This window comes from Stutzerimonas stutzeri, from assembly GCF_000219605.1.
Classification (GTDB): Bacteria; Pseudomonadota; Gammaproteobacteria; order Pseudomonadales; family Pseudomonadaceae; genus Stutzerimonas; species Stutzerimonas stutzeri.
In genome coordinates, this window is record NC_015740.1 from 2,717,899 (window position 1) to 2,740,735 (window position 22,837).

27 protein-coding genes are annotated in these 22,837 nt (G+C 63.0%); 6 read left to right on the plus strand and 21 right to left on the minus strand.

Translation table 11 applies throughout. From position 1 onward, the window contains the following. Nucleotides 1–132 precede the first annotated feature (132 nt). From PSTAB_RS12520 to PSTAB_RS12535, 4 genes are all read left to right on the plus strand, one after another. Nucleotides 133–1,344 carry a pyridoxal phosphate-dependent aminotransferase gene (locus PSTAB_RS12520; protein ID WP_011913649.1) on the plus strand — a complete coding sequence of 404 codons (1,212 nt, stop codon included), beginning with the start codon at nucleotides 133–135 and terminating at the stop codon, nucleotides 1,342–1,344. A gap of 4 nt (nucleotides 1,345–1,348) precedes the next feature. Continuing rightward, the gene (locus tag PSTAB_RS12525) at nucleotides 1,349–1,819 is read left to right on the plus strand and encodes a hypothetical protein (RefSeq protein ID WP_011913650.1); all 471 of its coding nucleotides are present in this window, start codon (nucleotides 1,349–1,351) and stop codon (nucleotides 1,817–1,819) included. A gap of 88 nt (nucleotides 1,820–1,907) precedes the next feature. Then, on the plus strand, nucleotides 1,908–2,780 hold the full coding sequence (htpX, locus tag PSTAB_RS12530; protein ID WP_011913651.1) for a protease HtpX: 873 nt from the start codon (nucleotides 1,908–1,910) through the stop codon (nucleotides 2,778–2,780). An 83-nt stretch (nucleotides 2,781–2,863) separates the two neighbouring features. Beyond that, complete coding sequence (locus tag PSTAB_RS12535) at nucleotides 2,864–3,508, plus strand: DUF2959 domain-containing protein (protein ID WP_013983198.1); 645 nt, start codon at nucleotides 2,864–2,866, stop codon at nucleotides 3,506–3,508. A 22-nt stretch (nucleotides 3,509–3,530) separates the two neighbouring features. Here the strand turns inward: PSTAB_RS12535 and PSTAB_RS12540 are convergent, their stop codons facing one another. The 15 genes from PSTAB_RS12540 to ccmA form a co-directional block, all read right to left on the minus strand. Beyond that, the gene (locus PSTAB_RS12540; protein WP_011913653.1) at nucleotides 3,531–4,190 is read right to left on the minus strand and encodes a thiopurine S-methyltransferase; all 660 of its coding nucleotides are present in this window, start codon (nucleotides 4,188–4,190) and stop codon (nucleotides 3,531–3,533) included. A gap of 56 nt (nucleotides 4,191–4,246) precedes the next feature. After that, nucleotides 4,247–5,641, minus strand: coding sequence for a sigma-54-dependent transcriptional regulator (locus tag PSTAB_RS12545; RefSeq protein ID WP_013983199.1), 1,395 nt, complete (start codon nucleotides 5,639–5,641; stop codon nucleotides 4,247–4,249). A gap of 4 nt (nucleotides 5,642–5,645) precedes the next feature. Next, nucleotides 5,646–6,833 carry a sensor histidine kinase gene (locus PSTAB_RS12550; protein ID WP_041771778.1) on the minus strand — a complete coding sequence of 396 codons (1,188 nt, stop codon included), beginning with the start codon at nucleotides 6,831–6,833 and terminating at the stop codon, nucleotides 5,646–5,648. A gap of 133 nt (nucleotides 6,834–6,966) precedes the next feature. Then, nucleotides 6,967–8,433 carry a sigma-54 dependent transcriptional regulator gene (locus tag PSTAB_RS12555; protein WP_013983202.1) on the minus strand — a complete coding sequence of 489 codons (1,467 nt, stop codon included), beginning with the start codon at nucleotides 8,431–8,433 and terminating at the stop codon, nucleotides 6,967–6,969. Nucleotides 8,434–8,819: 386 nt separating this feature from the next. After that, nucleotides 8,820–9,116, minus strand: coding sequence for a flagellar protein FliT (gene fliT, locus PSTAB_RS12560; RefSeq protein ID WP_013983204.1), 297 nt, complete (start codon nucleotides 9,114–9,116; stop codon nucleotides 8,820–8,822). A 141-nt stretch (nucleotides 9,117–9,257) separates the two neighbouring features. After that, nucleotides 9,258–9,698 (minus strand): hypothetical protein, encoded by a 441-nt coding sequence (locus PSTAB_RS21315; RefSeq protein WP_011913658.1) that lies wholly within the window; start codon nucleotides 9,696–9,698, stop codon nucleotides 9,258–9,260. A 17-nt stretch (nucleotides 9,699–9,715) separates the two neighbouring features. Next, a complete protein-coding gene (gene ccmI, locus PSTAB_RS12565; protein WP_013983206.1) occupies nucleotides 9,716–10,936 on the minus strand; it encodes a c-type cytochrome biogenesis protein CcmI in 1,221 nt (406 codons plus the stop codon). Continuing rightward, entirely contained in the window at nucleotides 10,933–11,406 is a 474-nt protein-coding gene (locus PSTAB_RS12570) for a cytochrome c-type biogenesis protein (protein ID WP_011913660.1), read from the minus strand. The genes ccmI and PSTAB_RS12570 overlap by 4 nt, the downstream gene beginning before the upstream one ends. After that, on the minus strand, nucleotides 11,403–11,933 hold the full coding sequence (locus PSTAB_RS12575) for a DsbE family thiol:disulfide interchange protein (protein ID WP_013983207.1): 531 nt from the start codon (nucleotides 11,931–11,933) through the stop codon (nucleotides 11,403–11,405). The genes PSTAB_RS12570 and PSTAB_RS12575 overlap by 4 nt, the downstream gene beginning before the upstream one ends. Before the next feature lies 1 nt (nucleotide 11,934). Next, nucleotides 11,935–13,908, minus strand: coding sequence for a heme lyase CcmF/NrfE family subunit (locus PSTAB_RS12580; RefSeq protein WP_011913662.1), 1,974 nt, complete (start codon nucleotides 13,906–13,908; stop codon nucleotides 11,935–11,937). Then, the gene (ccmE, locus tag PSTAB_RS12585) at nucleotides 13,905–14,372 is read right to left on the minus strand and encodes a cytochrome c maturation protein CcmE (protein ID WP_011913663.1); all 468 of its coding nucleotides are present in this window, start codon (nucleotides 14,370–14,372) and stop codon (nucleotides 13,905–13,907) included. Before ccmE ends, PSTAB_RS12580 begins: the two co-directional genes overlap by 4 nt. Next, nucleotides 14,369–14,545, minus strand: coding sequence for a heme exporter protein CcmD (gene ccmD / locus PSTAB_RS12590; protein WP_011913664.1), 177 nt, complete (start codon nucleotides 14,543–14,545; stop codon nucleotides 14,369–14,371). The genes ccmE and ccmD overlap by 4 nt, the downstream gene beginning before the upstream one ends. Next, entirely contained in the window at nucleotides 14,542–15,297 is a 756-nt protein-coding gene (locus PSTAB_RS12595) for a heme ABC transporter permease (RefSeq protein ID WP_013983208.1), read from the minus strand. The genes ccmD and PSTAB_RS12595 overlap by 4 nt, the downstream gene beginning before the upstream one ends. 88 nt (nucleotides 15,298–15,385) lie before the next feature. After that, the gene (gene ccmB / locus PSTAB_RS12600) at nucleotides 15,386–16,057 is read right to left on the minus strand and encodes a heme exporter protein CcmB (RefSeq protein WP_013983209.1); all 672 of its coding nucleotides are present in this window, start codon (nucleotides 16,055–16,057) and stop codon (nucleotides 15,386–15,388) included. Next, on the minus strand, nucleotides 16,054–16,689 hold the full coding sequence (ccmA, locus tag PSTAB_RS12605; RefSeq protein WP_011913667.1) for a cytochrome c biogenesis heme-transporting ATPase CcmA: 636 nt from the start codon (nucleotides 16,687–16,689) through the stop codon (nucleotides 16,054–16,056). The genes ccmB and ccmA overlap by 4 nt, the downstream gene beginning before the upstream one ends. 136 nt (nucleotides 16,690–16,825) lie before the next feature. Here ccmA and fliK point away from each other — a divergent pair, with 136 nt between their 5' ends. Together fliK and PSTAB_RS12615 are read left to right on the plus strand one after the other, a co-directional pair. Continuing rightward, complete coding sequence (gene fliK, locus PSTAB_RS12610; protein WP_013983210.1) at nucleotides 16,826–18,352, plus strand: flagellar hook-length control protein FliK; 1,527 nt, start codon at nucleotides 16,826–16,828, stop codon at nucleotides 18,350–18,352. Next, the gene (locus PSTAB_RS12615) at nucleotides 18,349–18,681 is read left to right on the plus strand and encodes an EscU/YscU/HrcU family type III secretion system export apparatus switch protein (RefSeq protein ID WP_013983211.1); all 333 of its coding nucleotides are present in this window, start codon (nucleotides 18,349–18,351) and stop codon (nucleotides 18,679–18,681) included. Before fliK ends, PSTAB_RS12615 begins: the two co-directional genes overlap by 4 nt. On the opposite strand, the gene PSTAB_RS12620 is transcribed toward PSTAB_RS12615, so the two are convergent. The 6 genes from PSTAB_RS12620 to motD all read right to left on the minus strand — a co-directional run bounded on the left by PSTAB_RS12620 (nucleotide 18,662) and on the right by motD (nucleotide 22,833). Further along, nucleotides 18,662–19,102: a rhodanese-like domain-containing protein gene (locus PSTAB_RS12620; protein ID WP_011913670.1), complete on the minus strand. Its 441-nt coding sequence runs from the start codon at nucleotides 19,100–19,102 to the stop codon at nucleotides 18,662–18,664. The genes PSTAB_RS12615 and PSTAB_RS12620 overlap by 20 nt on opposite strands. A 124-nt stretch (nucleotides 19,103–19,226) precedes the next feature. Next, nucleotides 19,227–19,640: a DUF2802 domain-containing protein gene (locus PSTAB_RS12625; protein WP_011913671.1), complete on the minus strand. Its 414-nt coding sequence runs from the start codon at nucleotides 19,638–19,640 to the stop codon at nucleotides 19,227–19,229. 3 nt (nucleotides 19,641–19,643) lie between these two features. After that, on the minus strand, nucleotides 19,644–20,123 hold the full coding sequence (locus tag PSTAB_RS12630; protein WP_003296576.1) for a chemotaxis protein CheW: 480 nt from the start codon (nucleotides 20,121–20,123) through the stop codon (nucleotides 19,644–19,646). 81 nt (nucleotides 20,124–20,204) lie between these two features. Then, nucleotides 20,205–21,035: a CheW domain-containing protein gene (locus PSTAB_RS12635; RefSeq protein ID WP_013983212.1), complete on the minus strand. Its 831-nt coding sequence runs from the start codon at nucleotides 21,033–21,035 to the stop codon at nucleotides 20,205–20,207. An 86-nt stretch (nucleotides 21,036–21,121) separates the two neighbouring features. Further along, entirely contained in the window at nucleotides 21,122–21,910 is a 789-nt protein-coding gene (locus PSTAB_RS12640; protein ID WP_011913673.1) for a ParA family protein, read from the minus strand. A gap of 86 nt (nucleotides 21,911–21,996) precedes the next feature. Next, a complete protein-coding gene (motD, locus tag PSTAB_RS12645; protein WP_013983214.1) occupies nucleotides 21,997–22,833 on the minus strand; it encodes a flagellar motor protein MotD in 837 nt (278 codons plus the stop codon). Nucleotides 22,834–22,837 lie beyond the last annotated feature (4 nt).

Here is a 22,837-nt window from a genome sequence, read left to right on the forward strand (position 1 = left end):
ACGTATCATGCCTCCCTCTTCGACGCCTAGTCTGGCAGCGGGGTTTCCGACTGCCAAGGCGCCCGGGTTCATGCCAAACGTGACCAGCCATTTCCGGAACTGGCACGTTTTCACTTCGGGACACTCAGGATCATGCAGGTCAGCAAATCGAACAAGCTCGCCAATGTCTGTTACGACATCCGTGGGCCAGTGCTCAAGCACGCCAAACGCCTGGAAGAGGAAGGCCATCGCATCCTCAAGCTGAACATCGGCAACCCGGCGCCGTTCGGTTTCGAAGCACCGGAGGAAATTCTCCAGGACGTGATCCGCAACCTGCCGACTGCCCAGGGCTACAGCGACTCGAAAGGCCTGTTCAGCGCCCGCAAGGCGATCATGCAGTACTACCAGCAAAAGCAGGTGGAAGGCATCGGCATCGAGGACATCTATCTCGGCAACGGTGTGTCAGAGCTGATCGTGATGTCCATGCAGGCGTTGCTCAACAACGGCGACGAAGTGCTGATCCCCGCTCCGGACTATCCGCTCTGGACGGCCGCCGTGAGCCTGGCCGGCGGCAAGCCGGTGCATTACCTCTGCGACGAACAGGCCAACTGGTGGCCCGACCTGGCCGACATCAAAGCCAAGATCACGCCAAACACCAAGGCGCTGGTCCTGATCAACCCGAACAACCCCACCGGCGCGGTCTATCCGAAGGAAGTCCTGGAAGGCATGGTGGAGCTGGCTCGCCAGCACAAGCTGGTGCTGTTCTCCGACGAGATCTACGACAAGATTCTCTATGACGGCGCGGTGCATATCTCCACCGCCTCGCTGGCGCCGGACGTGCTCTGCCTGACCTTCAACGGCTTGTCCAAGTCCTATCGTGTCGCCGGCTTCCGCTCCGGCTGGGTGGCCATCTCCGGCCCCAAACACAAGGCCCAGAGTTATATCGAAGGTCTGGATATCCTTGCCAACATGCGCCTGTGCGCCAACGTACCGTCGCAGCATGCGATTCAGACGGCACTGGGCGGCTATCAGAGCATCAATGACCTGGTCCTGCCGCCGGGTCGGCTGCTCGAGCAGCGCAACCGCACCTGGGAGCTGCTCAACGACATTCCCGGCATCAGCTGCGTCAAGCCCATGGGCGCGCTGTATGCGTTCCCGCGCATCGATCCGAAGATCTGCCCGATTCACAACGACGAGAAGTTCGTGCTCGACCTGCTGCTTTCCGAGAAACTGCTGATTGTCCAGGGCACGGCATTCAACTGGCCGTGGCCGGATCACTTCCGGGTGGTTACCCTGCCGCGCGTGGATGACCTGGAGCAGGCGATCGGACGCATCGGCAACTTCCTCAAGACCTACCAGCAGTAACCGAATGGATCTGCAGATAGACGACTTCTACAAGGACGCCGCGGGCGGTCTGCTCGCGTTGTATCAGGCGTTTCCACGGAAGATCGCGCTGTATGTGGAAGACCTGATAGGCCGGGAAGAGCCGGACGAGTTCGGCCTGCCCTCCAAACGCCACCAGAGCTGCCTGGGCGCCCTGCTCTGGCTGGCCGACGAAGGCTATCTGCGCTTCGAGAGCACCATCCAGTTCCTCGCACTGGACCAGGCCGTGCTGACCGAGAAGGGTTTCATTCGCCTGACCCGCGCCGTCCCCGGATACCTGGCGGGCGACCGCAGCCTGCCTCCCAGCGTACTGCGCATCCAGGCCAGTCTCGCCCATCAGCTTCGCGACGCACTGAAAAGCGGTCACAGCGAGCGCATCGCCCATCTTGCCCGCTTGCTGTTCGAAAACGACACCGGCTCGCCGCTGCACTCCAGCCTTGGCGCACAAGCGACATAGCTTGAAATAGTCGCTCGGTTGAATAGCTCAAGGGCGCGCCTTATATAGCCTATCGTTCTTCAAATCCTACCCTGGAGTCTGCCGCAACATGATGCGCATTTTCTTGTTCCTGGCCACCAACCTTGCGGTCCTGGTCATCGCCAGCATCACCCTGAAGCTGCTCGGGGTCGATCGCTACACCGGCCAGAACTATGGCAGCCTGCTGGTCTTCTGTGCGGTGTTCGGCTTTGCGGGATCGCTGATTTCGCTGTTCATCTCCAAGTGGATGGCGAAGATGAGCACACGCACGGAGATCATCAGCCAGCCGCGCACCCGGCATGAGCAGTGGCTGCTGCAGACCGTCGAGCAACTGTCGCGCGAAGCCGGCATCAAGATGCCCGAGGTCGGTATCTTCCCGGCCTACGAGGCCAACGCCTTCGCCACCGGATGGAATCGCAACGACGCGCTGGTAGCCGTCAGCCAGGGCCTGCTCGAACGTTTCTCCCCGGATGAAGTGCGCGCGGTGCTGGCGCATGAAATCGGCCACGTGGCCAATGGCGACATGGTCACCCTGGCGCTGATCCAGGGCGTTGTGAACACCTTCGTCATGTTCTTCGCACGAATCTTCGGCAACTTCGTCGACAAGGCGATCCTCAAGAACGAGGATGGCCATGGCATCGGCTACTTCGTCGCGACGATCTTCGCCGAACTGGTACTGGGCATCCTGGCCAGCATCATCGTCATGTGGTTCTCGCGCAAGCGTGAATACCGCGCCGACGAAGCCGGCGCGCAACTGGCCGGCACCAGCGCCATGATCGGCGCCCTGCAGCGCCTGCGGGCCGAACAGGGCCTGCCGGTGCACATGCCCGATTCGCTCAAGGCGTTCGGCATCAACGGCTCGCTCAAGCACGGCATGGCCGGCCTGTTCATGACCCATCCCTCTCTGGAGGATCGCATCGAAGCCCTGCGTCAGCGTGGCTGAGATCGACCGAGTGGTACCGGGGCGACGCAAGTCGCCCTTTTCGTTTGTCTATGCAGATTCAACTCCGCATAGAAGGAATCGCCATGCGCCGCCTCATCTTCGTCTGCTGCGCCCTGCTCGCCCTCGCTGGCTGCCAGAGTGCCTATTACTCCGCAATGGAAAAAGCCGGCATCCACAAGCGTGACATCCTGGTCGACCGGGTGAAGGACGCACGCGACTCGCAGCAAGCCGCCAAGGAGCAGTTCAAGGATGCGTTGGAGCGCTATCGCAGCGTGGTCGAGGTCAAAGGCGGCGACCTGGAGAAGCGCTATGACGCACTGAACCGACAGTACGAGGCGAGCGTCGCCAGCGCCCGGGATGTGCGGGCCCGCATCGACGCGGTGGAAGACGTCGCCAATGCGCTGTTCAAGGAATGGGAGAGCGAACTGAAGCAGTACAGCAATGCCAGCCTGAAGGCTGCCAGTGCGAAGGAGCTGAGCCGTACCCGCGCCGAATACCGGACGCTGCTGCAACGCATGAAGGCAGCCGAGCAACGCATCGAGCCGGTGCTCAGCGTACTGCGCGATCAGGTGCTGTTTCTCAAGCACAACCTCAATGCTCGCGCGATCAGCGCCCTGCATGGCGAGTACCGCACGCTGCAAGGCAATGTCGACCAGTTGATGGCGGACATGCAGCGCGCCATCGACGAGGCCGACACCTTTATCCGCAGACTCCAGGCGGACAGCTGAGCGCAGCGAGCGGCAACGGCGGTCAATCCCGCCGTTGCAGCCGGTAAAACTGTTCTTGCAGGCGCTGCAGCCCACGCTCACGCATCTTCGGATTGCGCTCCAGCACTTCCTTGGCCTCCAGCTGCTGCACGTCCCACGCGCCGTCATACAACGTGCTCACTTCCGCCCGGCTGACAGCGAATGGTGGGCCATCCATTTCCGCCTGGTCGTAATCGAGCGTAACCAGCAATTGCTGGCAGCCGGCCGGCAGAATGTTCGTCAGCAACGCGGCGTAGCGCTGGCGCATCGCCGGCGGCAGCGCAATCAGCGCGGCGCGATCGTAGACGCCCCGGCAGTCGGCAACGTCTTGCGCCGCCAGCGCAAAGAAATCGCCACAACGGATCTCAAGCCTGCCGGATCGATAAACTTTGAATGCGCCGACCTGCGAAATTTCCGCCTCCAGTCCTTGCTCGGCGAAAAACGCCTCGACGGCTTTCTGGCTCAGCTCCACCCCCAGTACGCGATGGCCCTGCCCTGCGAGCCAGGCCAGGTCCAGGCTCTTGCCACACAGCGGCACCAGCACAGCTGCATCCTCGGGCAAAGCCAGCCGCGGCCAGTGACGGCGCAAGCCAGGATGCACGTCTTCGAGGTGAAAACCGATTTCGTTGCGAGCCCAACGTTCTTGCCAGAAGTTCTGGTGCACCTGCGCGCCTCCGCTGCATGAAAGCCGCAGCTTAGCAGAGCCATTGCGCCCCCGGCTCAGCTGGCGTAGAGCAACGCTTCCACATCGACCCCGGCGTCGCGCATCTGTGCCAGCTTGTAGCGCAAGGTTCGCGCACTGATGCCCAGCCGGTCAGCGGTCTCCTTGCGACGCCCGCGTTCGGCGCGCAGCGTGTCGATGATCAACTGGAATTCGCGCCGCCGCAGATCATCACCCAAAGCGGAACCGACTTCGCCATCAGCGGCAGAGGCCTCGCTCGGCAGTGGCGCTGGATTACTGGTAAGCGGCGCACCGACAGCACCAGCAGAGCCGAGCAGGCAGAGATCTTCGGGCTGAATGACACCACCCTGCTGAAGGATCAGCGCACGCTGAATGGCATTGTCCAGTTCACGCACGTTACCCGGCCAGCCGTGTCCGAGCAGGCAGCATTGCGCCGCCGACGACAACCGAGCCGGTACCTGTCGCATCTGTCGGGCATGGCCCGCCAGCAGGCGCTCGGCCAGCGGCAGGATATCGGCCGGACGCTCGCGCAGCGGCGGCCAGGCCAGGGGAAAAACGGACAATCGATAGAACAGGTCTTCGCGGAAGCGCCCGGCGGCCACCTCAGCGGCCAGATCGCGGTTAGTGGTCGCAAGCACCCGGATATCCAGGGCAATCGACCTTCGCCCGCCAACCCGCTCCACCTCGCGCTCCTGCAGCACCCGCAACAGCTTGGCCTGCAGCGCGAGCGGCATCTCGGAAATCTCGTCGAGCAGCAGCGTACCGCCATCGGCCTGCTCGAACTTGCCAGGCTGACTGGCGATGGCCCCGGTGAAGGCGCCCTTTTCGTGGCCGAACAGCGTCGCCTCCAGCATATTGTCCGGAATAGCGGCGCAGTTGATGGCGATGAACGGCTTTGCACCACGCGGCGAGCGCTGGTGGATGTAACGTGCCAGCACTTCCTTGCCGGTACCCGACTCGCCGGAAATGAGCACCGTCAAGTCGCTTTGCGCCACGCGCGCAGCAAGATCCAGCAGCCGCTGGCTGGACGGCTCGCAGGCGATCGGACCCTGTGCCTCCACCGGACCGAGGGCGCCGTTGACGTGCCGACCCAGCAGTTCGAGCAGTGTGCCGGGCTCGAAGGGCTTGACGAGGTAATCGACCGCCCCCTGACGCATCGCCTCCACCGCCTTCGCCACGGCGCCAAAGGCCGTCATCAGCAGCACCGGAATCTGCGGATAACGTTTGCGAATCGAGGCGAGCAGCTCATGGCCATCCATACCCGGCATGTTCACGTCGCTGATGACCAGACCAAAGGGCTCCTGCTCCAGGGCGATGAGTGCGGCTTCGCCGCAGTCGACGGCTCGATGTGCATAGCCGCCCAGTTCGAGCGTGATACCCAGTGCTTCTCGCAGGGATGGGTCATCTTCGACCAGCAGTACTTTCGCAGCCATCAGCTCACACGACCTTCTGAACGATAGGAATCAACGGCAACGCAACGATGACGCAAGTGCCGCGACCTGGCCGGGAAAGCAGGCGCAGCTCGCCTTGATGGGCACGGGCGACAGCCTTCGCGACCGCAAGCCCGAGGCCGGTTCCGTTGTCCCGGGTAGTGAAGAACGGCTCGCCCAACCGCCCCAGGACGCCAGCCTCTATGCCGCGGCCGTTATCGCTGATGCACAGGTACAGCGTGGCATCACGCCGATACAGATGAATCTTCAAACGACATGCGCCACTGCAGGCCTGCAAGGCGTTCTCGACAAGGTTGAGCAGCGCGCCGACCAGTGTGTCGCGGTTGCAAAGAAGCTCGCCGCCTTGCGCATCGTTCTGCCAGCGCACGGCGACATCCCTCAGTTTCGGCTCCGCCGCCGCGCGAAGAGCGGACAGCAGCTCGGCCGGGGTCACGCGGTCGTTCAGCGGCAGATCGCCCCGGGCGAACACCAGCATGTCGCGAACCTGGTGCTCCAGCTCGTGCAGGCGCGCTTTCAGACTGCCGGCGAAACGTTGCTGCTGTTGCTCGCTCAAACCACCTTGCTCGAGGTGGCTGGCATACAGCAGCGCGGTGGAAAGCGGTGTGCGAATCTGATGGGCTAGCGATGCCACCATTCGCCCCAGGGACGACAAGCGCTCATGGCGCGCCAACTGATCCTGCAGACGCCGGGTTTCGGTAAGGTCGGTCAACAGCACCAACTGGCCGGGCTCGCCGCTGAGGGAACGAGTGGCGATCGACAGACGGCGTCCGTTGCGCAGGGAAATCTCATGGCCATCATCCTTGCGCGGGGCGAAACTGCGGACGATGACGTCGCGCCAGTTGACACCCACCAGGGGCTCACCCAGAAGCTCCAAGGCCACAGGATTGGCGTCGCGCACCACCCCTTGGCCATCGATGACGATCACGCCGCCCGGAAGCAGGTCCAGCACGTTCCGCAGCCGTTGAGCGAGCCGCTCCTTCTCCTCGAGCTCGTGGCGACGCTGCGCCCCCGCCTCGGCAAGCTGGTCCCGGAGCTCAGCGACGTGTGCCTGCAAAAGCCCCTCGGACTCGCCCAGCTGCCCGGCAAGCTCTCGGAAACGCTCGAGCGAGCCTGTGAGGTCCACGGCATCGGTGGGCTCAAAGGACGCTATGGACGGCCTGGTGACGAAATTCACTGATTCACTTGCGCCTGTCAAAAGATGGTCGGTGAAGTGAAACTAGCAAGGTTCATGCCCGGCGGCATTATCCGCTGATGCGTCCCAGAAACGCAAAAGGCCACCCGAAGGTGGCCTTTGTCATGCACGAATACTACTCGCCCAGTTCGTCGTCGCGGCGGTTCATTCCGTATTTGCGCATTTTCTCCACCAGTGTGGTCCGCCGGATGCGCAGCCGCTCCGCGGCACGGGCAACCACACCACCGGCGTCTTCGAGCGCCTGATGGATCAGCCCCTGCTCAAGGTTGCCGAGGTATTCCTTCAGGTCCAGCCCCTCGACAGGGAGCATGGCCTGCGCCTCAGGCACCACCATCGGCGCGCTGATGGCGGCACGCTCTTCCATCTCGTCATGCAGACTGGTTGCGTACTGCTCATCGTCATCATCAACGTGCCGGAACTTCTTCGGCAGCTCCATTACACCGATCACACCATAAGGATGCATGATCGCCATGCGTTCGACGAGGTTGGCCAATTCGCGAACGTTACCTGGCCAGTCGTGCCGGCAGAGCGACATGATGGCAGCCGAGTTGAACCTGATGGAGCCGCGCTTCTCGTGTTCCATGCGCGAGATCAGCTCGTTCATCAGCAGTGGAATGTCTTCCACACGCTCGCGCAGCGGCGCCATTTCGATCGGGAAGACGTTCAGGCGATAGTAGAGGTCCTCACGGAAGGTCCCCTCTTCGATCATCTTTTCCAGATCCTTGTGGGTCGCGGCAATGATCCGAACATCGGCATTCTGCGTGCGGTTGCTGCCGACGCGCTCGAATGTGCGCTCCTGCAGTACACGAAGAAGCTTGACCTGCATGGGTAACGGCATGTCGCCGATTTCGTCGAGGAACAGCGTACCGCCCTCGGCCAGCTCGAAGCGCCCTGCCCGCGCGGTGATCGCGCCGGTAAAGGCGCCTTTTTCGTGTCCGAACAGTTCGCTTTCCAGCAATTCCGCCGGGATAGCACCGCAATTGACTGGAACGAACGGTCCCTGGCGCCGCTTGGAATGGTAGTGCAGGTTACGCGCGACCACCTCCTTGCCGGTACCGGATTCGCCGAGGATCAGCACGCTGGCCTCCGCATCGGCGACCTGCTCCATCATCTGACGGACATGCTGCACCGCTCGGCTGGTGCCAACCAGGCTGCGGAAAAGATTGGGTTCGCGCTGCCGGCCGCGCGTCTTGGACTCGTACATTTCACGGTAGATTTGCGCGCGGTGCAGCGAGTCGAGCAGCTTGTTGTAGCTGGGCGGCATTTCCAGGCTGGTAAGGACCCGGCGTCGAATCTCCTCGGGCCAGTCGGTCGGTGCCGGCTCGCCAATCAGCATCAACGGGACGTTCTCATCCCATTTGCTCATCTGCTTGATGAGTTCAATGGCGCCACCCCTGGTGGTCACATCCCCCAGCATGACGCCATTCACGACTCGACTGGACTCGAGGCCGGCGACAGCGTCCTGCCATTCACTGCTGGAGCAAGCCAGATGATCCTCACTGAGAAAATTCAGAATGACCGTCAAATCCCGCCGACGGTCACGATCATCATCTATCAACAAAATCTTGGTTTCACGCCACATCTTGTTTATAGGGCTCTTTAGAGGCTGAAAGAAAGCCTGCGCTCGCATCCATGGAAATAAAGGCGATCACACTTCATGGCAGATGAAACGTAGATTAATGAAAAAATGAACTGAGTCAAATTTATGGCGTGAATTAACGACCAAAGAACGAGCCGAAAATCAGAGTGTTGAGAAACGCCCAGCAGCTCAACCGGTCAGTTGCGCGCAAGATCGTGGACAAGATAGGGATTTACCAAGCAGTACGCGTCAAACAGATGACCGCCAGTGCGGCACTGGCGACATAATGCCACATACTTTGTAATGATAAAAAGCGAGAGGTCGTGACTGGCCCATGGTGAGCCGAGGACGGTCGGGAACGGTGCGCACAAGCATGTTGCGTTCGGCATTCAACCGAACAGCTGGTAGACCTTGGCGCCCTGCTGCGACTGATTGAGCTGACGCAGTTCGCCTGCCACCCTGGCCTGTTCGATCTGGCAGGTCATGACCAGTTCGCGATAGAGATCGAGCAGCTCCTGCAAACGTTGCCGGACAGCTCCATCATCACGCTGATGTTCGCGCATCGCCTCATCGACAGCGCTGCGGCACTCGCGGTCGAGCATGCCGATGGCCGACCAATCCTGCCGCGTCAGCGCGTCGCGCAGTGAGGTGCCGGTTTCTTCTAGGCGCTTGACGGAAGCATTCATGTTCGACTCCGGGGCCTGAGCCCGATGCGGCGGTCTTGCCGAGCCAGCGGATACGTTGCAAAGCAACGGTGCTGAATCCTTATCGGCAATCGACGCTCAGCCTTTAGACCGAACGGCAAAAAGACTGCCTCTGCGTGCAGCTCAGTAGCGTTCGCGCAACCCCGGCGGCACGCTGGGTGGTGCAACCGGTTCCCAAGGGCCATCCGGGCGCGCCGCGCAGAACCAGTCGCCATCCCAGCGATAGTAAAGGCGCTCGCGATAGTACAGCTCGCGCCCCTCCACCACATAGACACCCAGGCGATTGTCCCAATGAGCCGCCACGTGCGGCGGCGGCGCGTAACGCGGATGGCTTCTCTGCGTGGCTGGAGCCCTGGGTGCCGGTGGCGCCTTGATAGGCGGTGGCGCGATGACCGGACCGGAGGGCTCCGGTGCCCGCGGAACAGGTGCAGGTGCCGGTGCCTGCGGTGCGGAATCGTACGGATTCCCAGCACAGGCGCCGAGCAACAGCGTCAGACCAATCAGCGCGGCCCGCAGAACAATGCGCGCGGGAGCAAACGGGTTCGCTGTTGGCTTCAGGTTCATCTCCACCTCTACTGGGATCAGGGCGCCTCGGCGCGATCGATCGTCAACCGCACGGCGTTTTTATCACCGCGAGTCTCGAGCGCCTCGCTTTGACCCATCCACTCACCCGTTGTTGCGTCACCCGTACGAGAAACCCGCGCCATCACCGTCACCTGCTCGACGCTGGAGATCTTGAGGGACGGCACCATCGCATCGGCGTCGCTCAGCGTGACGGTCGCCGGAAGATCACCGACGGTCAGGCGCTTGGCCGCCAGCGGAACCGGCGGTCCGTTCACTGCCCGGGCAAAAACGAAAACACTGTCCTCGGGCGATACCGTTTCCGCCACCTTCGGATCCAGCTGCACCTGGATTTGCAGCGCAGCGGCCTGCGTGCTCGCCGCAGCCGGAGCCTCGCCTGCTTCAGCGTTGCCGGAACCGCCGTCGACCTGCTGCCTGGCGCGTTCGATGCCGCCGCGGATGGCTTCGCGAGAAGGATCGTTCTCGGGCAACGCAGCCACCAGCTGCTCCCAGAAGCGCACGGCATCCTGATAGCGACCTTCCTCGTATGCCGCGATACCGAGCAGGCCGAGACTGGTCAGTTCCTGCGGATCGGCCTGCAGCGCCTCATCGGTAAGCGCCTGCAGCTGTTCCGACCACTGCCGATCGCCGGCGAAGTATTGCGCCTGAGCCCACTGGCCAAGCAGTTCGGGCTGGCGTCCGGCAAGCTCTACCACGCGCGCGAATGCCTTGGCCGCATCGGCCGGGCGCTCTTGATTCATGTAGGTGCGCCCGAGGAAGTACCAGGCTTCGGCCGAGTCGGGCTGCTCCTTCACGGCCTGCTCAAGATGAGCCGTCATTTCTTCGACGGTGCGTGGCTGCTCCGAGAACTGACGAGCCATCTGCACCTTGTCGCTGGCACCCCAGTGCATGTACAGCCCATAGCCCACCAGGGGCACCAGCACGGCTGCGATAAGCGGCACGCTACGACCCAACTTGGCGATTTTGGGGCTGTCGCTGTTTTCGGTGTCTTCCAACAACTCGCGCGCCGCGTCCGCACGCCCCGCTTCGAGCTGGGCATCGCTCAGTGTTCCCGCCGCATGCTGGGCGGTGAGTTCAGCCAGGCGCTCCTCGTAGAGCGCAACGTTGAGCGCCGTACGGTCTTCTTCGGCCTGGGCACGACGACCACGCAGGATGGGGAGCAGCAGGAAGGCCAGCGCCACCAGCAGCAAAGCGCTGGCGGCTATCCAGAAATCGGTCATGAGTCTTTTTTATCCAGCAGCTTGGCGAGACGCTCGCGCTCGGTCTCGGAAAGGGTGTTCGATGCAGGCGCCTTCTCGACGCGGCGGCGACGTACCAGGATCACGGCCAGCACACCAAAGCCCAGCACCAGCAGGCCCGCCGGGCCGTACCAGAGCAGCAGGGTCTTCGCATTCACCGGCGGGTTGTAACGAACGAAGTCGCCATAACGGTCCACCAGGTAATCGACGATCTGGTCGTTGCTCTGCCCCTCCTCCAGCATGCGGAAGATTTCCTGGCGCAGATCCATCGCGATGGGCGCGTTGGAATCGGCGATGTTCTGATTCTGGCACTTCGGACAACGCAGCTCTTCGGTCAACGTCCGGTAGCGCTCGCGTTCGGCCTCATCGCGAAACTCGTAGGTGTCGATCGCTGCCTGGGCCGTGGAAACCAGGAACAGCCCCAGCAGCGCAGCGTGGATCAATCGTTTCATTCGTCCACCAACTCCTGATAGAGCGCTGCGAGCTGCTCGCGCCAGACACGATCATCGATCACGCCGACGAACTTGTGACGGATGACGCCCTGCTTGTCGACCAGGAAGGTCTCGGGCGCGCCATATACGCCCAGGTCCAGGCCCAGGCTGCCGCGCTCGTCACGAATGTTCAGCTGGTAGGGATCGTGAAATTCCTTCAGCCATTTCCGCGCCGCTGCGTTGTCATCCTTGTAGTTGACGCCATGGATGACCACGCCCTGCGCGGCCAGGCGATTGAGTACCGGGTGTTCGACCTTGCAGGCGACACACCAGGTTGCCCACACGTTGACCAGTGCGGGTTTGCCCTTGAGATCTGCGTCGGTGATCAGGCGCTGCTCATCTTCCACCGAGGGCAGCGAGAACGCGGGCAGCGGCTTGCCGATCAGCGCCGAAGGCAGCTCGGACGGATCGAGAAAAAGCCCCCGGTAGAGGAACACTGCCACCACCAGAAAGATCGCCAGTGGCAGCAACATCAGCAGTCTTTTCACATCAGGCTCCTTGCGCCGCCATACCCAATGCTTCGCGCACGCGGGTCTTTACCTTGACACGATAACGACGATCACTGGCGGCCAGGGCACCGCCCAGGCCCATCATCAGCGCACCCAACCAGATCCAGCGCACGAACGGCTTGATATGCACGCGCACTGCCCAGGCACCGTCGCCCAGCGGCTCGCCGAGGGCCACATAGAGGTCGCGAGTGAAGCCGGCGTCGATGCCCGCCTCGGTCATCGGCATCTGCTGCACGGTGTACAGGCGCTTCTCCGGATGCAGGGTGGCGATCTGCTTGTCACCGTCGAAAACCCGGATGGTGGCCTTGTCCGAGGTGAAGTTCGGCCCCTCGTGGTGCACCGCCCCCTCGAAGACGAACTCGTAGCCACCCAGCGACAGCGACTCGCCCGGCGCCAGGCGCAGGTCACGCTCGGAGCTCTGATGGCTGGTCAACACCACACCGATCGCACAGACAGCGAGGCCCAGGTGCGCCAGGTGCATGCCCCAATAACTCGGTGCAAGGCTCCGTGCCCCCTTCAACAGGCCCTTGTGACGGGTCTTGTCGAGCAGATCGCGGACGCTGGCGATAACCACCCATGCCGCCAGCAGGGATACCGCCAGCACGGCCCAGTTGAAGTCACCGAACAGCAGCGAGCCGAGCCCGCCGAGTACCACGCTGGTGATCAGCACCGGCGTGAGCATGCCGAGCAACCACTTCACCGGCGTGTCCTTCCAGCGCACCATGATCCCGACACCCAGCGTAAGCATCAGCGCGGCCATCAACGGCACGAACATGGCATTGAAGTACGGCGGCCCCACCGACAGCTTGGCACCAGACAGGGCATCCAGCAGCAGCGGATACAGCGTACCCAGCAGGATCATCGCGGTCGCCACGACGAGCAGCAGGTTATTGACCAGCAGCAGGGTTTCGCGCGACCAGAGGCCGAAGCCGACCTGACTCTTGACCACCGGCGCGCGCAGGGCGAACAGGGTCAGCGAGCCACCGACCACCATCAGCAGGAACACCAGGATGAACACGCCGCGCTCGGGATCGGTAGCGAAGGCGTGAACGGAAGTGAGTACACCGGAGCGGACGAGGAAGGTGCCGAGCAGGCTCAACGAGAAGGCCGCGATCGCCAGCAGCACCGTCCAGCTCTTGAAGACGCCGCGCTTCTCCGTAACGGCCAGCGAGTGGATCAACGCGGTACCGACCAGCCAGGGCATGAACGAGGCATTTTCCACCGGGTCCCAGAACCACCAGCCACCCCAGCCGAGCTCGTAATAGGCCCACCAGGAACCCAGCGCGATGCCCAGACCGAGGAACGCCCAGGCCACCAGCGTCCATGGACGGGACCAGCGCGCCCAGGCGGCATCAAGACGCCCGCCGAGCAGCGCGGCGATAGCGAAGGCGAAGGCAACCGAGAAACCGACGTACCCCATGTAGAGCATCGGGGGATGCACGATCAGACCGAAGTCCTGCAGAAGCGGGTTGAGGTCCCGGCCATCCATCGGCACCTGCGGCAGCAACCGCTCGAACGGATTGGAGGTGACGATCAGGAACAGCAGGAAACCGATACTGATCAGGCCCATCACACCGAGCACGCGCGCCAACATGTCTTCCGGCAGCTGACGGGAGAAGATCGCCACCGCGAAGGTCCAGCCGGCGAGAATGAAGGCCCACAGCAGCAGCGAACCTTCGTGGGCACCCCACACGGCACTGAACTTGTAGTACCAGGGCAAGGCGCTGTTGGAGTTGTGCGCCACATAGGCGACGGAGAAATCGTCGACCATGAAGGCGTAGGTCAGGCAGGCAAAGGAGAAACCGAGAAACGCGAACTGCCCCCAGGCCGCCGGCTGCGCCAGGCCCATCCATTGCCGGTCACCGCGCCAGGCACCGATCAGCGGCAGCGTGGCCTGGACCACGGCCAGGCACAGGGCCAGAATCATTGCCAGATGGCCGAGCTCCGGAATCATTTCGCGTACTCCTGCTTGCCGCCCTCGTAATGCTTCATCATGCCGCTCTTCTCCAGCGCCTGGGTCACTTCCGGCGGCATGTAGTTCTCATCGTGCTTGGCCAGGACCTCGTCGGCGACCAGCACGCCGTCGGCGTTGACCCGGCCCAGTGCGACGATACCCTGCCCTTCACGGAACAGATCCGGGAGGATGCCTTGATAGGTGATGGTGATCGCCTGAGCGCCATCGGTGACACGGAAGGCGACGCTGAGCGAATCGTTGGTGCGCTTGACCGAACCCTCTTCCACCAGCCCTCCTGCGCGGATTCGGGTGCCCTCCGGCGCTTCGCCGGCAGCGATCTGGGACGGCGTGTAGAACAGGTTGATGTTCTGCTGTAGGGCGGACAACGCCAGCGCCACGGCGATACCGACACCGGCGAGAATCGCCAGGACGATGAAAAGACGCTTCTTGCGCACCGGATTCACTTCGACTCCTCCCGGCGCAAACGACGCGCCTCATCTTGCAGGTAACGCCGACGCGCCAGTACGGGCAGCGCAACGTTGAGAATCAGCACCGCCAGGCTGATGCCGTATGCGGTCCAGACGTACACGCCATGATTGCCCATGGCGATGAAATCGGCGAAGGATGAAAAGTTCACGAGTTATTTCCCACCAGAGCCTTGACCTCGTTCTTCACCCAGCTTGCACGCGACTCGCGGCGCAGCACTTCCAGGCGCATGCGCATCAGCAGCACCGCGGTGAAGAAGCAATAGAAGCCGATCACCATCACCAGCAGCGGCAGCCACATCTCCATCGGCATGGCCGGTTTCTCGGTCACCTTGAAGGTCGCTGGCTGGTGCAGCGTGTTCCACCACTCCACCGAGTACTTGATGATCGGGATATTCACTACGCCGACGATCGCCAGCACCGCACAGGCCTTGGCCGCGCTGTCACGGTTACTGATTGCCTGGCCCAGCGCAATGATGCCGAAGTACAGGAACAGTAGGATCAGCATCGAGGTCAGCCGCGCGTCCCATACCCACCAGGCGCCCCAGGTCGGTTTGCCCCAGACCGCGCCGGTGAGCAGTGCGATGAAAGTCATCCACGCGCCGATCGGCGCCGCCTGCTGCAGCGCAACGTCAGCCAGCTTCATCTTCCAGACCAGCCCCACCACGCCGGCGACGGCGAGCATCACGTAGATGGACTGGGCCAGGAATGCGGCGGGGACATGAATGTAGATGATCCGGAAGCTGTTGCCCTGCTGGTAGTCCTCGGGAGCGAACGCCAGGCCCCAGACCACGCCGGCGCTGACCAGCAACACGGCTGCCCAGGCCAGCCAGGGCAACCAGCGCCCGCTGATCTCGTAGAACCACTTCGGTGAGCCCAGCTTGTGAAACCATGTCCAGTTCATCGGATGACTCGTCGTCCAGCGAGGCCCAGATGGATCAGGCCTCGAAATTCGTTACATCGACCGGCACATGCCGGCCATCTGGGTATCGCTATTCGCCGACGCTGATCTTCAGCCCGGCGGCTATCGCAAAGGGTGCAAGAGTAACGGCCAGCGCGGTCAGGCTGGCCAGCCAGAGCAGGTGTCCGACCGCAGGCAGGCCTTGCAGCGCCGCCTGCAGTGCACCACTGCCAAGGATCAGTACCGGGATGTAGAGCGGCAGGATCAGCAGCGCCAGCAGCAAACCGCCGCGCTTGAGCCCAACCGTAAGCGCCGCACCGACCGCACCGAGCAGGCTGAGGATCGGCGTTCCCAGCAGCAGCGATACCAGCAACACCGGGATGGTCCCAAGCGGGAGGCCGAGCATCAACCCCAGCAGGGGCGCCAGCAAGACCAACGCCAAGCCGGAAAATGCCCAGTGTGCCAGCACCTTGGCGAGCACCAGAAGCGCGAGCGGGTGCGGCGAAACGACCCACTGCTCCAGGGAACCATCCTCGAAATCGCTGCGGAACAGGCCATCCAGTGAAAGCAGAACCGCAAGCAGCGCGGCAACCCAGACCAGTCCCGGCGAAATCGTCTGCAGCAATTGCGTTTCCGGCCCGACCGCCAGAGGAAACAGCGCGATGACGATGGCGAAGAAGACCAGCGGGTTGGCCAGTTCGGCTGGGCGGCGGAACAACAGGCGAGTCTCGCGCGCCAGCAGGAGAGTGAAGACGCTGCTCATGCGGCCCGCTGCCCCAGATCCAGCTCACGATAGCCGATAGGCTTCTCCGTCAGGCTGTGGTGGGTGGTCAGCACGACCAGCCCGCCCTGCTCGCAATGGGCTGCCAGATGCCGTTCCAACTGCGCCACGCCATGCTTGTCGAGCGCGGTGAAGGGTTCATCGAGGATCCACAAAGGCGGCGGCGAGAGATACAACCGTGCCAGGCCGACGCGACGCTGCTGACCGGCGGACAGGGTGTGACAGGGCACGTCTTCGAAGCCCCGCAGTCCTACCTCGGCAAGGGCTTGCCAGATCGCGTCGCGGCCCGCGGGTTGATGCAGAGCGCAGAGCCAGGTGAGATTTTCTTCCGCAGTCAGCAGCCCCTTGATTCCGGCTGCATGACCGATCCACAACAGGTTGCGCGCCAATTCGCCACGCTGGGCATCCAGCGGCTGCCCCTGGAGCCGCACCTCGCCGGAGGTCGGCTGCATCAAACCGGAAAGCAGGCGTAGCAGGCTGGTCTTGCCGCTGCCGTTGGGGCCCGATATCTGCAGCATCTCGCCGCGCTCGAGACGGAGATCGAGCTTGTCGAACAACAGCCGCCAATCCCGCTCGCAGGCGAGCGCTACAGCTTCGAGAAAGGGAGTTGACACGGCTGGCGACACCTCAAGATGAAAAAGGCCCGGCCGCTATACTCAGGCATCAGGGCCAGGCGGGCGGAATTATACATGGCAACCCCAGGTGCCGAGGGCCGCAAACGCGAAAGGTTGTAAGAGCATTTGAGGAAAGATGACCGAGATCAAGAGTACCACTGCCCTGCCCCCGACCAGCGCGACACGTCCGGCTGTAGCGGCACAGGATCTCGCCCTCAAGGTGCTGCAACCGATGCAGAACCTGCTGGCAGCTGGCGAGCAGATCGAAGCCGAAGTGGTCAGCATCAGGGAGGCCGCCGAAGCGTTCCGCCTGGTGTTGCGCCTGACCATGGGCAGCGGACGCCAGGCCACGGTAGAAGTCAGCAGCAACAAACCCGCCGCGCCCGGCACGGCGCTGGTCGTCACCGCATTGTCCGATACCCGTCTGCTGGCCACGCCGCAAGCGGCCGGACGTCAGCCGGCCTCGATGATCGATCTGCAGCAGCTTTCGGTAGGCAGCGTGATCCAGGGCCGCGTCGTGGCGACCAGCCAGCAGCGCACGGAGGACGGGCAAACGTCTTTCAAGATCGTTGTCAGCCTGCTCAACTCACCCGTTGCCGGGCAGAAACTCAGCATCGAATCGGCCAACCCGCTGGCGCTCGGCAGTCTTTTGACGGCGCAGGTCAAGGACAGCCAGTCCCTGGCGTTTCTGCCACTGAGCGGTCGGCTCGATCAACTGCATGTCGGTGAGCAACTGGGCGCGCAGCAGAACCGACAGGCTTCGCTGGAAGGATTGTTCAGGGCGCTGCAGGGCGCGCCGGGCGCGCTCCCGGAAGGGCTGCGCGGCGCGGCGGAGAAGCTGCTCGGGCTGATCCCGGAGATGCAGCAGCTGGGCGACGCCAAGGCGCTGGCAGCAGCGCTGGCTCGGAGCGGCGTGTTCCTGGAGGCCCGCCTGCTTGCCGGCCATACCGATGGACTGCAAGGTGACCTCAAGGCCGGACTGCTGCGCCTGCTGGCGCAGATGCCCAATCTGCCGGGCAGTACGCCATTGGGGGGAGCGCAGGCCGGCGCCATCGGCCAGGCACTGCCTGCCTTCGCGCGGCATGCGCTGGGCTCGCTGGCGCAGAACAGTCCGCGTCAGCTCGCGCTCGGCTTTCCGCTGCCGGCCAGGTTACCGCCCGGTCTCGAGGAAGAAGCCGATCTGGAAATGCTGCTCAAGCTCGCTGCCGCTGCCGTATCGAGGCTCCAGACCCACCAGCTTTCCAGCCTGGCGCAGACACAGGTCGGGCCCGACGGCACTATGGTCACCACCTGGCAGCTGGAATTGCCGATGCGGGACCACCGCGACATCGTGCCACTGCAGATCAAGCTGCAGCGCGAAGATCAGCCGAAACGACAGGAAAAGGAGCGCGGCGATCCGCTGTGGAAGATCGAACTGGCGTTCGACGTCGCTCCGCTCGGGCCGTTGCAGGTTCAGGCCCAATTGACGCGCGGAACGCTGTCCAGCCAGCTCTGGGCCGAGCGCAGCGCCACCGCCCAGCTGGTCGCCAAGGAACTAGCTCATCTGCGCGAGCGCTTGCAAGCGGCCGGGCTGAGCGTAGGCGAACTGAGCTGCCGCCAGGGCACACCGCCGCAGGGTCCCAGCACCACGCTGGAACAACGTTTCGTGGACGAAAAAGCATGACCGACAAGCAGCCGCGCCAAGCCATCGCCCTGAGCTACGACGGCGTCAACGCGCCGAGCCTCAGCGCTAAGGGTGACGATGAGTTGGCCGAGGCGATTCTTGCGATCGCTCGGGAACATGAAGTGCCGATCTACGAGAACGCCGACCTGGTAAAACTGCTGGCGAGACTGGAGCTGGGCGACGAGATTCCCGAGGCCCTGTACCGGACCATCGCCGAGATCATCGCGTTCGCCTGGTACCTCAAGGGCAAGTGCCCACCCGGTTTTCAGGCAGCGTCCGACTCCGGTTCTGCGGCGAATCTGCCGCTGCTCAGTGGGCCTGGGCATTGAGCGTGGCGGCCGCCCGGTCTTCTCCGGTGACCTGCGGGAAATCGTGCAGCTGCCAGGCAAAATAGCCCGAGCGGAAGTAGAACACCCGCGTGTAGCCCCAGCTGACAGCCATGCGCGCCGCTTCCGCGCTGCGCGGGCAGACTTCGCTGTCGCAGTAGATCACCAGCGGCAGCTCGCGGGGCCATTCCGGCCCGGCCAGGCTCACGAAGTCACTGGCGAGATCGAAATGTACGGCGCCTTCCACATGTCCCCACAGCCATTCCCGATCAGCACGGACGTCAATGAACACTGCGCCCAGCTCGTGCAGTCGCTTGGCCTGAAAGACGTTGACGGTCATCGCCCCGTCGACATTGTCCGGGGCCTCGGCAGCATGCGCGCCAAACGAAACCACGACCAACAGCACAACCAGTATGCGCCGCATCTTTGCCCTCCTCGTCCCAGGCCGGGACATGGATGCGCTCAGCTAAGCCAAGCCGATACGGTGTTGGAATATGGGGGATTCAGGAGGTTCCGATCAGGCCGACGAGGGGCTCGATCAGCCGGGATCAGGGCTTCTGACGGGCCTTGTGCAGCTTGCTCATCAGCTCGGCTTCGGACTGCGACAGCCCACAGGACTGGGTCAGGTCGTCGATGCTGGCGCCCATGCCGACCAGCTTGGCGGCCTGGGACAGCGCGAAGTTGTTGGGATCGCGCTGCTCCAGCTGAGTGAGCTTGTCCGGCAACGGGGCAACGGTACGGCTCAGTTCGCGTAGCTCGTCGCCCATGCGCAGGCTGCCCTCCAGATAGGCATCCAGACGGCTGCTCAGCTCCTTGATTCGCTTGTCCCTGCTGGCGTCACGCTGCTGCTGTTGCTCGGCCAGCAGGCGCTGCCGTCTGAGCAGCCACAGGCAGAACCCCAGCAGTCCCAGACAGCAGAAGGCCAGCGCAACCAGCGATGCGACCAGCGACGCGATCAGCATGTATCAGATGCTCTCAAGCTCGGCCCATTCTTCTTCGCTCATCATCTTGTCGAGTTCGACCAGAATCAGCAGCTCGCCGTTCTTGTTGCAAACGCCCTGAATGAACTTGGCGGATTCGTCGTTGCCCACGTTCGGCGCGGTTTCGATCTCGGACTGGCGGAGGTAGACCACCTCGGCAACGCTATCGACCATGATGCCGATGACCTGGCGGTCGGCTTCGATGATCACGATGCGGGTGTTGTCCGACACCGGCGCCGGCTCCAGACCGAAGCGCTGGCGGGTATCGATGACCGTGACCACGTTTCCGCGCAGGTTGATGATGCCCAGCACATAGCTAGGTGCACCCGGCACCGGAGCGATCTCGGTATAGCGCAACACTTCCTGAACCTGCATCACGTTAATGCCATACGTCTCGTTGTCCAGACGGAAGGTCACCCATTGCAGAACAGGATCTTCGGAACCCTGCGCAGACGTCATCTTCATAGTCCCACCTTCTCTAGTTACCGCTTTGGCGGTCGATTCTATCGTGGGGCCGCGCAAAGCACGGCCCCCTCGTTGGTTGTGTCAATGTGTTTTCGGCTTCGCCGCGTCGTGCATATGCTTGACCGCACCGCTGGCAATCAGCTCGGCCAGCGCAGTCACGTCGACCAGTGCGCACATGTGTTCGATCACCGTGCCGGCCAGCCAGGGGCGCTGATGACGCTGGGTGCGCCACTTCACCTCGCTAGGGTCCAGACGAATCGAGCGGCTCACCTGGTGCACCGCCAGCCCCCACTCGTAGCCCTGGACAGAGATCACGTACTGCAGGCCCTCACGAAAATCGTCGCGATAACGGTCCGGCATCACCCAACGCGCGGTATCCAGTACTTTGAGATTGCCCGCCTGGCTCGGCAGTATGCCAAGAAACCAGCTGGGCTGACCGAACAGTGGGGTCAGTTCCTGCCCTGCCAGCGGATAGATGGAACCCAGACACACCAGCGGTACCGCCAGCGTCAGGCCGGCGACATCGAACAGCAGGCACTCGAAGGGCTCATCACCCCAACCCGGATGTGCTTGTGCCGGAACCTCCAGCGGTTCGCTGGCAGGCGGCGGTGCCACCAGCACTTCTACGACCGGTTCGGGGGCCGCTGGCGCCGCTACTGCTTCGGCAACGACCAGGGTCGGAGCGACAGGAGCCGTCTCGGGGACGGCAACCGGCGGCGCGGACGGCACGATTTCCAGCCGCGGAGGTTGGCTTTGCCGGATATCGCGCAGCTGCTCCTCGAGCACCGCGGCCTTGAATTCATCCTGACTGACCGAATCCGCCAGCTCGATGGCAGCATCCTGCAGCAGCCCATCGAGATAGGACTGCAGCGCCTGCTGGGATCGGGTTTCGGTGAGAACGGTGCGGTTCATGGAGCGAACTCGTGATGAGAATCTGAACAGGCTATCGGCCATGTGCGCGACAAACTTGAGCCATCAGCCGCCGAGCGGCATGCCATTCATGCCACCTGCGGTGAGGCTTGCGACGCCAGCAGATGCTTGAGCAGCGCACGATAGGCAATCACCGCCCGGCTGGCCGGGTCGAACTGCGACGGCGTCAGGCCGGCGCGGCTGGCATCGCGCAGGCGAGTATCGACCGGGATGAAGGCCGGCCACAGGTGATCGGCATAACCGGCACGCAGCACCTTGAGCGTGTTCATCGACGCCTGGGTCCGGCGATCGAACAGCGTCGGCACGATGGTGTACGGCAGCGCCTGCTTGCGCGACCGGTTGATCATCGCCAGCGTACTGACCATCCGCTCCAGCCCCTTCATCGCCAGGAACTCGGTCTGTACCGGAATCACCAGCTGCTGGCTCGCCGCCAGGGCATTGACCATCAGCACGCCAAGCAGTGGCGGACTGTCGATGATCGCGTAATCGAAATCCTGCCAGAGCTGAGAAAGACTCTTGGCGATCACCAGCCCGAGACCGTTCTGCCCCGGGGACTGGCGCTCCAGTGTCGCCAGCACGGTGCTCGACGGCATCAGCGAGATGCGCTCGTGGCTCGTGGCCAGCAGTAACTGCCAGGGCAGCCCCTCCGGAACGGTCCCCTGATGCTGGAACAGGTCGAATACGCTGTGCTCCAGATTGTCGGGATCGTGACCGAAATAGCTGGTCATCGAACCATGCGGGTCCAGATCCAGCACCACGACCCGTTTACCGGAGTCCGCCAGCAGACCTGCCAGCGCGACCGACGTGGTGGTCTTGCCCACTCCACCCTTTTGATTGGCTACAGCCCAGACTCTCATTGCTTATCCACCCGGCGAATGGACCGGAACGGCTCCGCCTGAAAATGGCAGAGCGACGGTGTTTTGACGACTGCGCCCGGAAGCGCTTACATGGACCCGGCTGGTGCAGATTGTGTGCCAGCACGACGCAAGGCTTCGTTCGGCCGGGCGTTGCCGCTGCCTACGCCGGTCACACTGCGCCGCACATCGAGATTGCGCGACACTACCAGCACCACACGGCGATTCCGTGCCCGTCCCTCGGCAGTCGCATTGTCCGCCACAGGCTGAAACTCACCATACCCCACCGCGGCCAACCTGGACGGATTGACGCCCTGTGCCGCCAGCATTCGAACCACGCTGCCGGCACGCGCGGCAGACAGCTCCCAGTTGGTCGGAAACTTGTCGGTACTGATGGGCAGATTGTCGGTGAAGCCTTCGACGTGGACCGGGTTGTCGAACGGAGCCAGAATTCCGGCAACCTTGTCGATCAGCTGGAACGCCTGATCGTTGGGCAACGCATCGCCGCTGGGAAACAGCAGGCTGGAGCTGAGCTCTATCTCGATCCACAGCTCGTTGCCCCGAATCGTCAGCTGGTCATTGGCGATCAGCTCGCCGAATGTCTCACGCATGCTCTGTGCGATGCGCTCCAGCGGATCGAGCGTCGGCTCCCCGGAGCCGGGACCGGTGAGATCCTCGACCTGCGAAACGTCGGGCTCGGTGGTGCGCGGTCGCTCTTCACCGATGGGAATGGGCTTGACCGAACGGTCGACCTGGTTGAACACGCCGACCAGCGAATCGGAGAGGATCTTGTACTTGCCTTCGTTGATCGAGGAAATGGAATACATCACCACGAAAAAGGCGAACAGCAAGGTGATGAAGTCAGCATACGAGACCAGCCAACGTTCGTGGTTCTCGTGCTCTTCCGGCGCTCTGCGTCTGGCCATGGCG

What these genes read in the sequence shown, in the direction of transcription:
- PSTAB_RS12520 (WP_011913649.1), top strand. Translation starts at nt 133, where the DNA reads ATGCAGGTCAGCAAATCGAACAAGCTCGCCAATGTCTGTTACGACATC.
- PSTAB_RS12525 (WP_011913650.1), top strand. Translation starts at nt 1,349, where the DNA reads ATGGATCTGCAGATAGACGACTTCTACAAGGACGCCGCGGGCGGTCTG.
- htpX (WP_011913651.1), top strand. Translation starts at nt 1,908, where the DNA reads ATGATGCGCATTTTCTTGTTCCTGGCCACCAACCTTGCGGTCCTGGTC.
- PSTAB_RS12535 (WP_013983198.1), top strand. Translation starts at nt 2,864, where the DNA reads ATGCGCCGCCTCATCTTCGTCTGCTGCGCCCTGCTCGCCCTCGCTGGC.
- PSTAB_RS12545 (WP_013983199.1), bottom strand. Translation starts at nt 5,641, where the DNA reads ATGGCTGCGAAAGTACTGCTGGTCGAAGATGACCCATCCCTGCGAGAA.
- PSTAB_RS12555 (WP_013983202.1), bottom strand. Translation starts at nt 8,433, where the DNA reads ATGTGGCGTGAAACCAAGATTTTGTTGATAGATGATGATCGTGACCGT.
- fliT (WP_013983204.1), bottom strand. Translation starts at nt 9,116, where the DNA reads ATGAATGCTTCCGTCAAGCGCCTAGAAGAAACCGGCACCTCACTGCGC.
- PSTAB_RS21315 (WP_011913658.1), bottom strand. Translation starts at nt 9,698, where the DNA reads ATGAACCTGAAGCCAACAGCGAACCCGTTTGCTCCCGCGCGCATTGTT.
- ccmI (WP_013983206.1), bottom strand. Translation starts at nt 10,936, where the DNA reads ATGACCGATTTCTGGATAGCCGCCAGCGCTTTGCTGCTGGTGGCGCTG.
- PSTAB_RS12570 (WP_011913660.1), bottom strand. Translation starts at nt 11,406, where the DNA reads ATGAAACGATTGATCCACGCTGCGCTGCTGGGGCTGTTCCTGGTTTCC.
- PSTAB_RS12580 (WP_011913662.1), bottom strand. Translation starts at nt 13,908, where the DNA reads ATGATTCCGGAGCTCGGCCATCTGGCAATGATTCTGGCCCTGTGCCTG.
- PSTAB_RS12595 (WP_013983208.1), bottom strand. Translation starts at nt 15,297, where the DNA reads ATGAACTGGACATGGTTTCACAAGCTGGGCTCACCGAAGTGGTTCTAC.
- ccmB (WP_013983209.1), bottom strand. Translation starts at nt 16,057, where the DNA reads ATGAGCAGCGTCTTCACTCTCCTGCTGGCGCGCGAGACTCGCCTGTTG.
- fliK (WP_013983210.1), top strand. Translation starts at nt 16,826, where the DNA reads ATGACCGAGATCAAGAGTACCACTGCCCTGCCCCCGACCAGCGCGACA.
- PSTAB_RS12615 (WP_013983211.1), top strand. Translation starts at nt 18,349, where the DNA reads ATGACCGACAAGCAGCCGCGCCAAGCCATCGCCCTGAGCTACGACGGC.
- PSTAB_RS12620 (WP_011913670.1), bottom strand. Translation starts at nt 19,102, where the DNA reads ATGCGGCGCATACTGGTTGTGCTGTTGGTCGTGGTTTCGTTTGGCGCG.
- PSTAB_RS12625 (WP_011913671.1), bottom strand. Translation starts at nt 19,640, where the DNA reads ATGCTGATCGCGTCGCTGGTCGCATCGCTGGTTGCGCTGGCCTTCTGC.
- PSTAB_RS12630 (WP_003296576.1), bottom strand. Translation starts at nt 20,123, where the DNA reads ATGAAGATGACGTCTGCGCAGGGTTCCGAAGATCCTGTTCTGCAATGG.
- PSTAB_RS12635 (WP_013983212.1), bottom strand. Translation starts at nt 21,035, where the DNA reads ATGAACCGCACCGTTCTCACCGAAACCCGATCCCAGCAGGCGCTGCAG.
- PSTAB_RS12640 (WP_011913673.1), bottom strand. Translation starts at nt 21,910, where the DNA reads ATGAGAGTCTGGGCTGTAGCCAATCAAAAGGGTGGAGTGGGCAAGACC.
- motD (WP_013983214.1), bottom strand. Translation starts at nt 22,833, where the DNA reads ATGGCCAGACGCAGAGCGCCGGAAGAGCACGAGAACCACGAACGTTGG.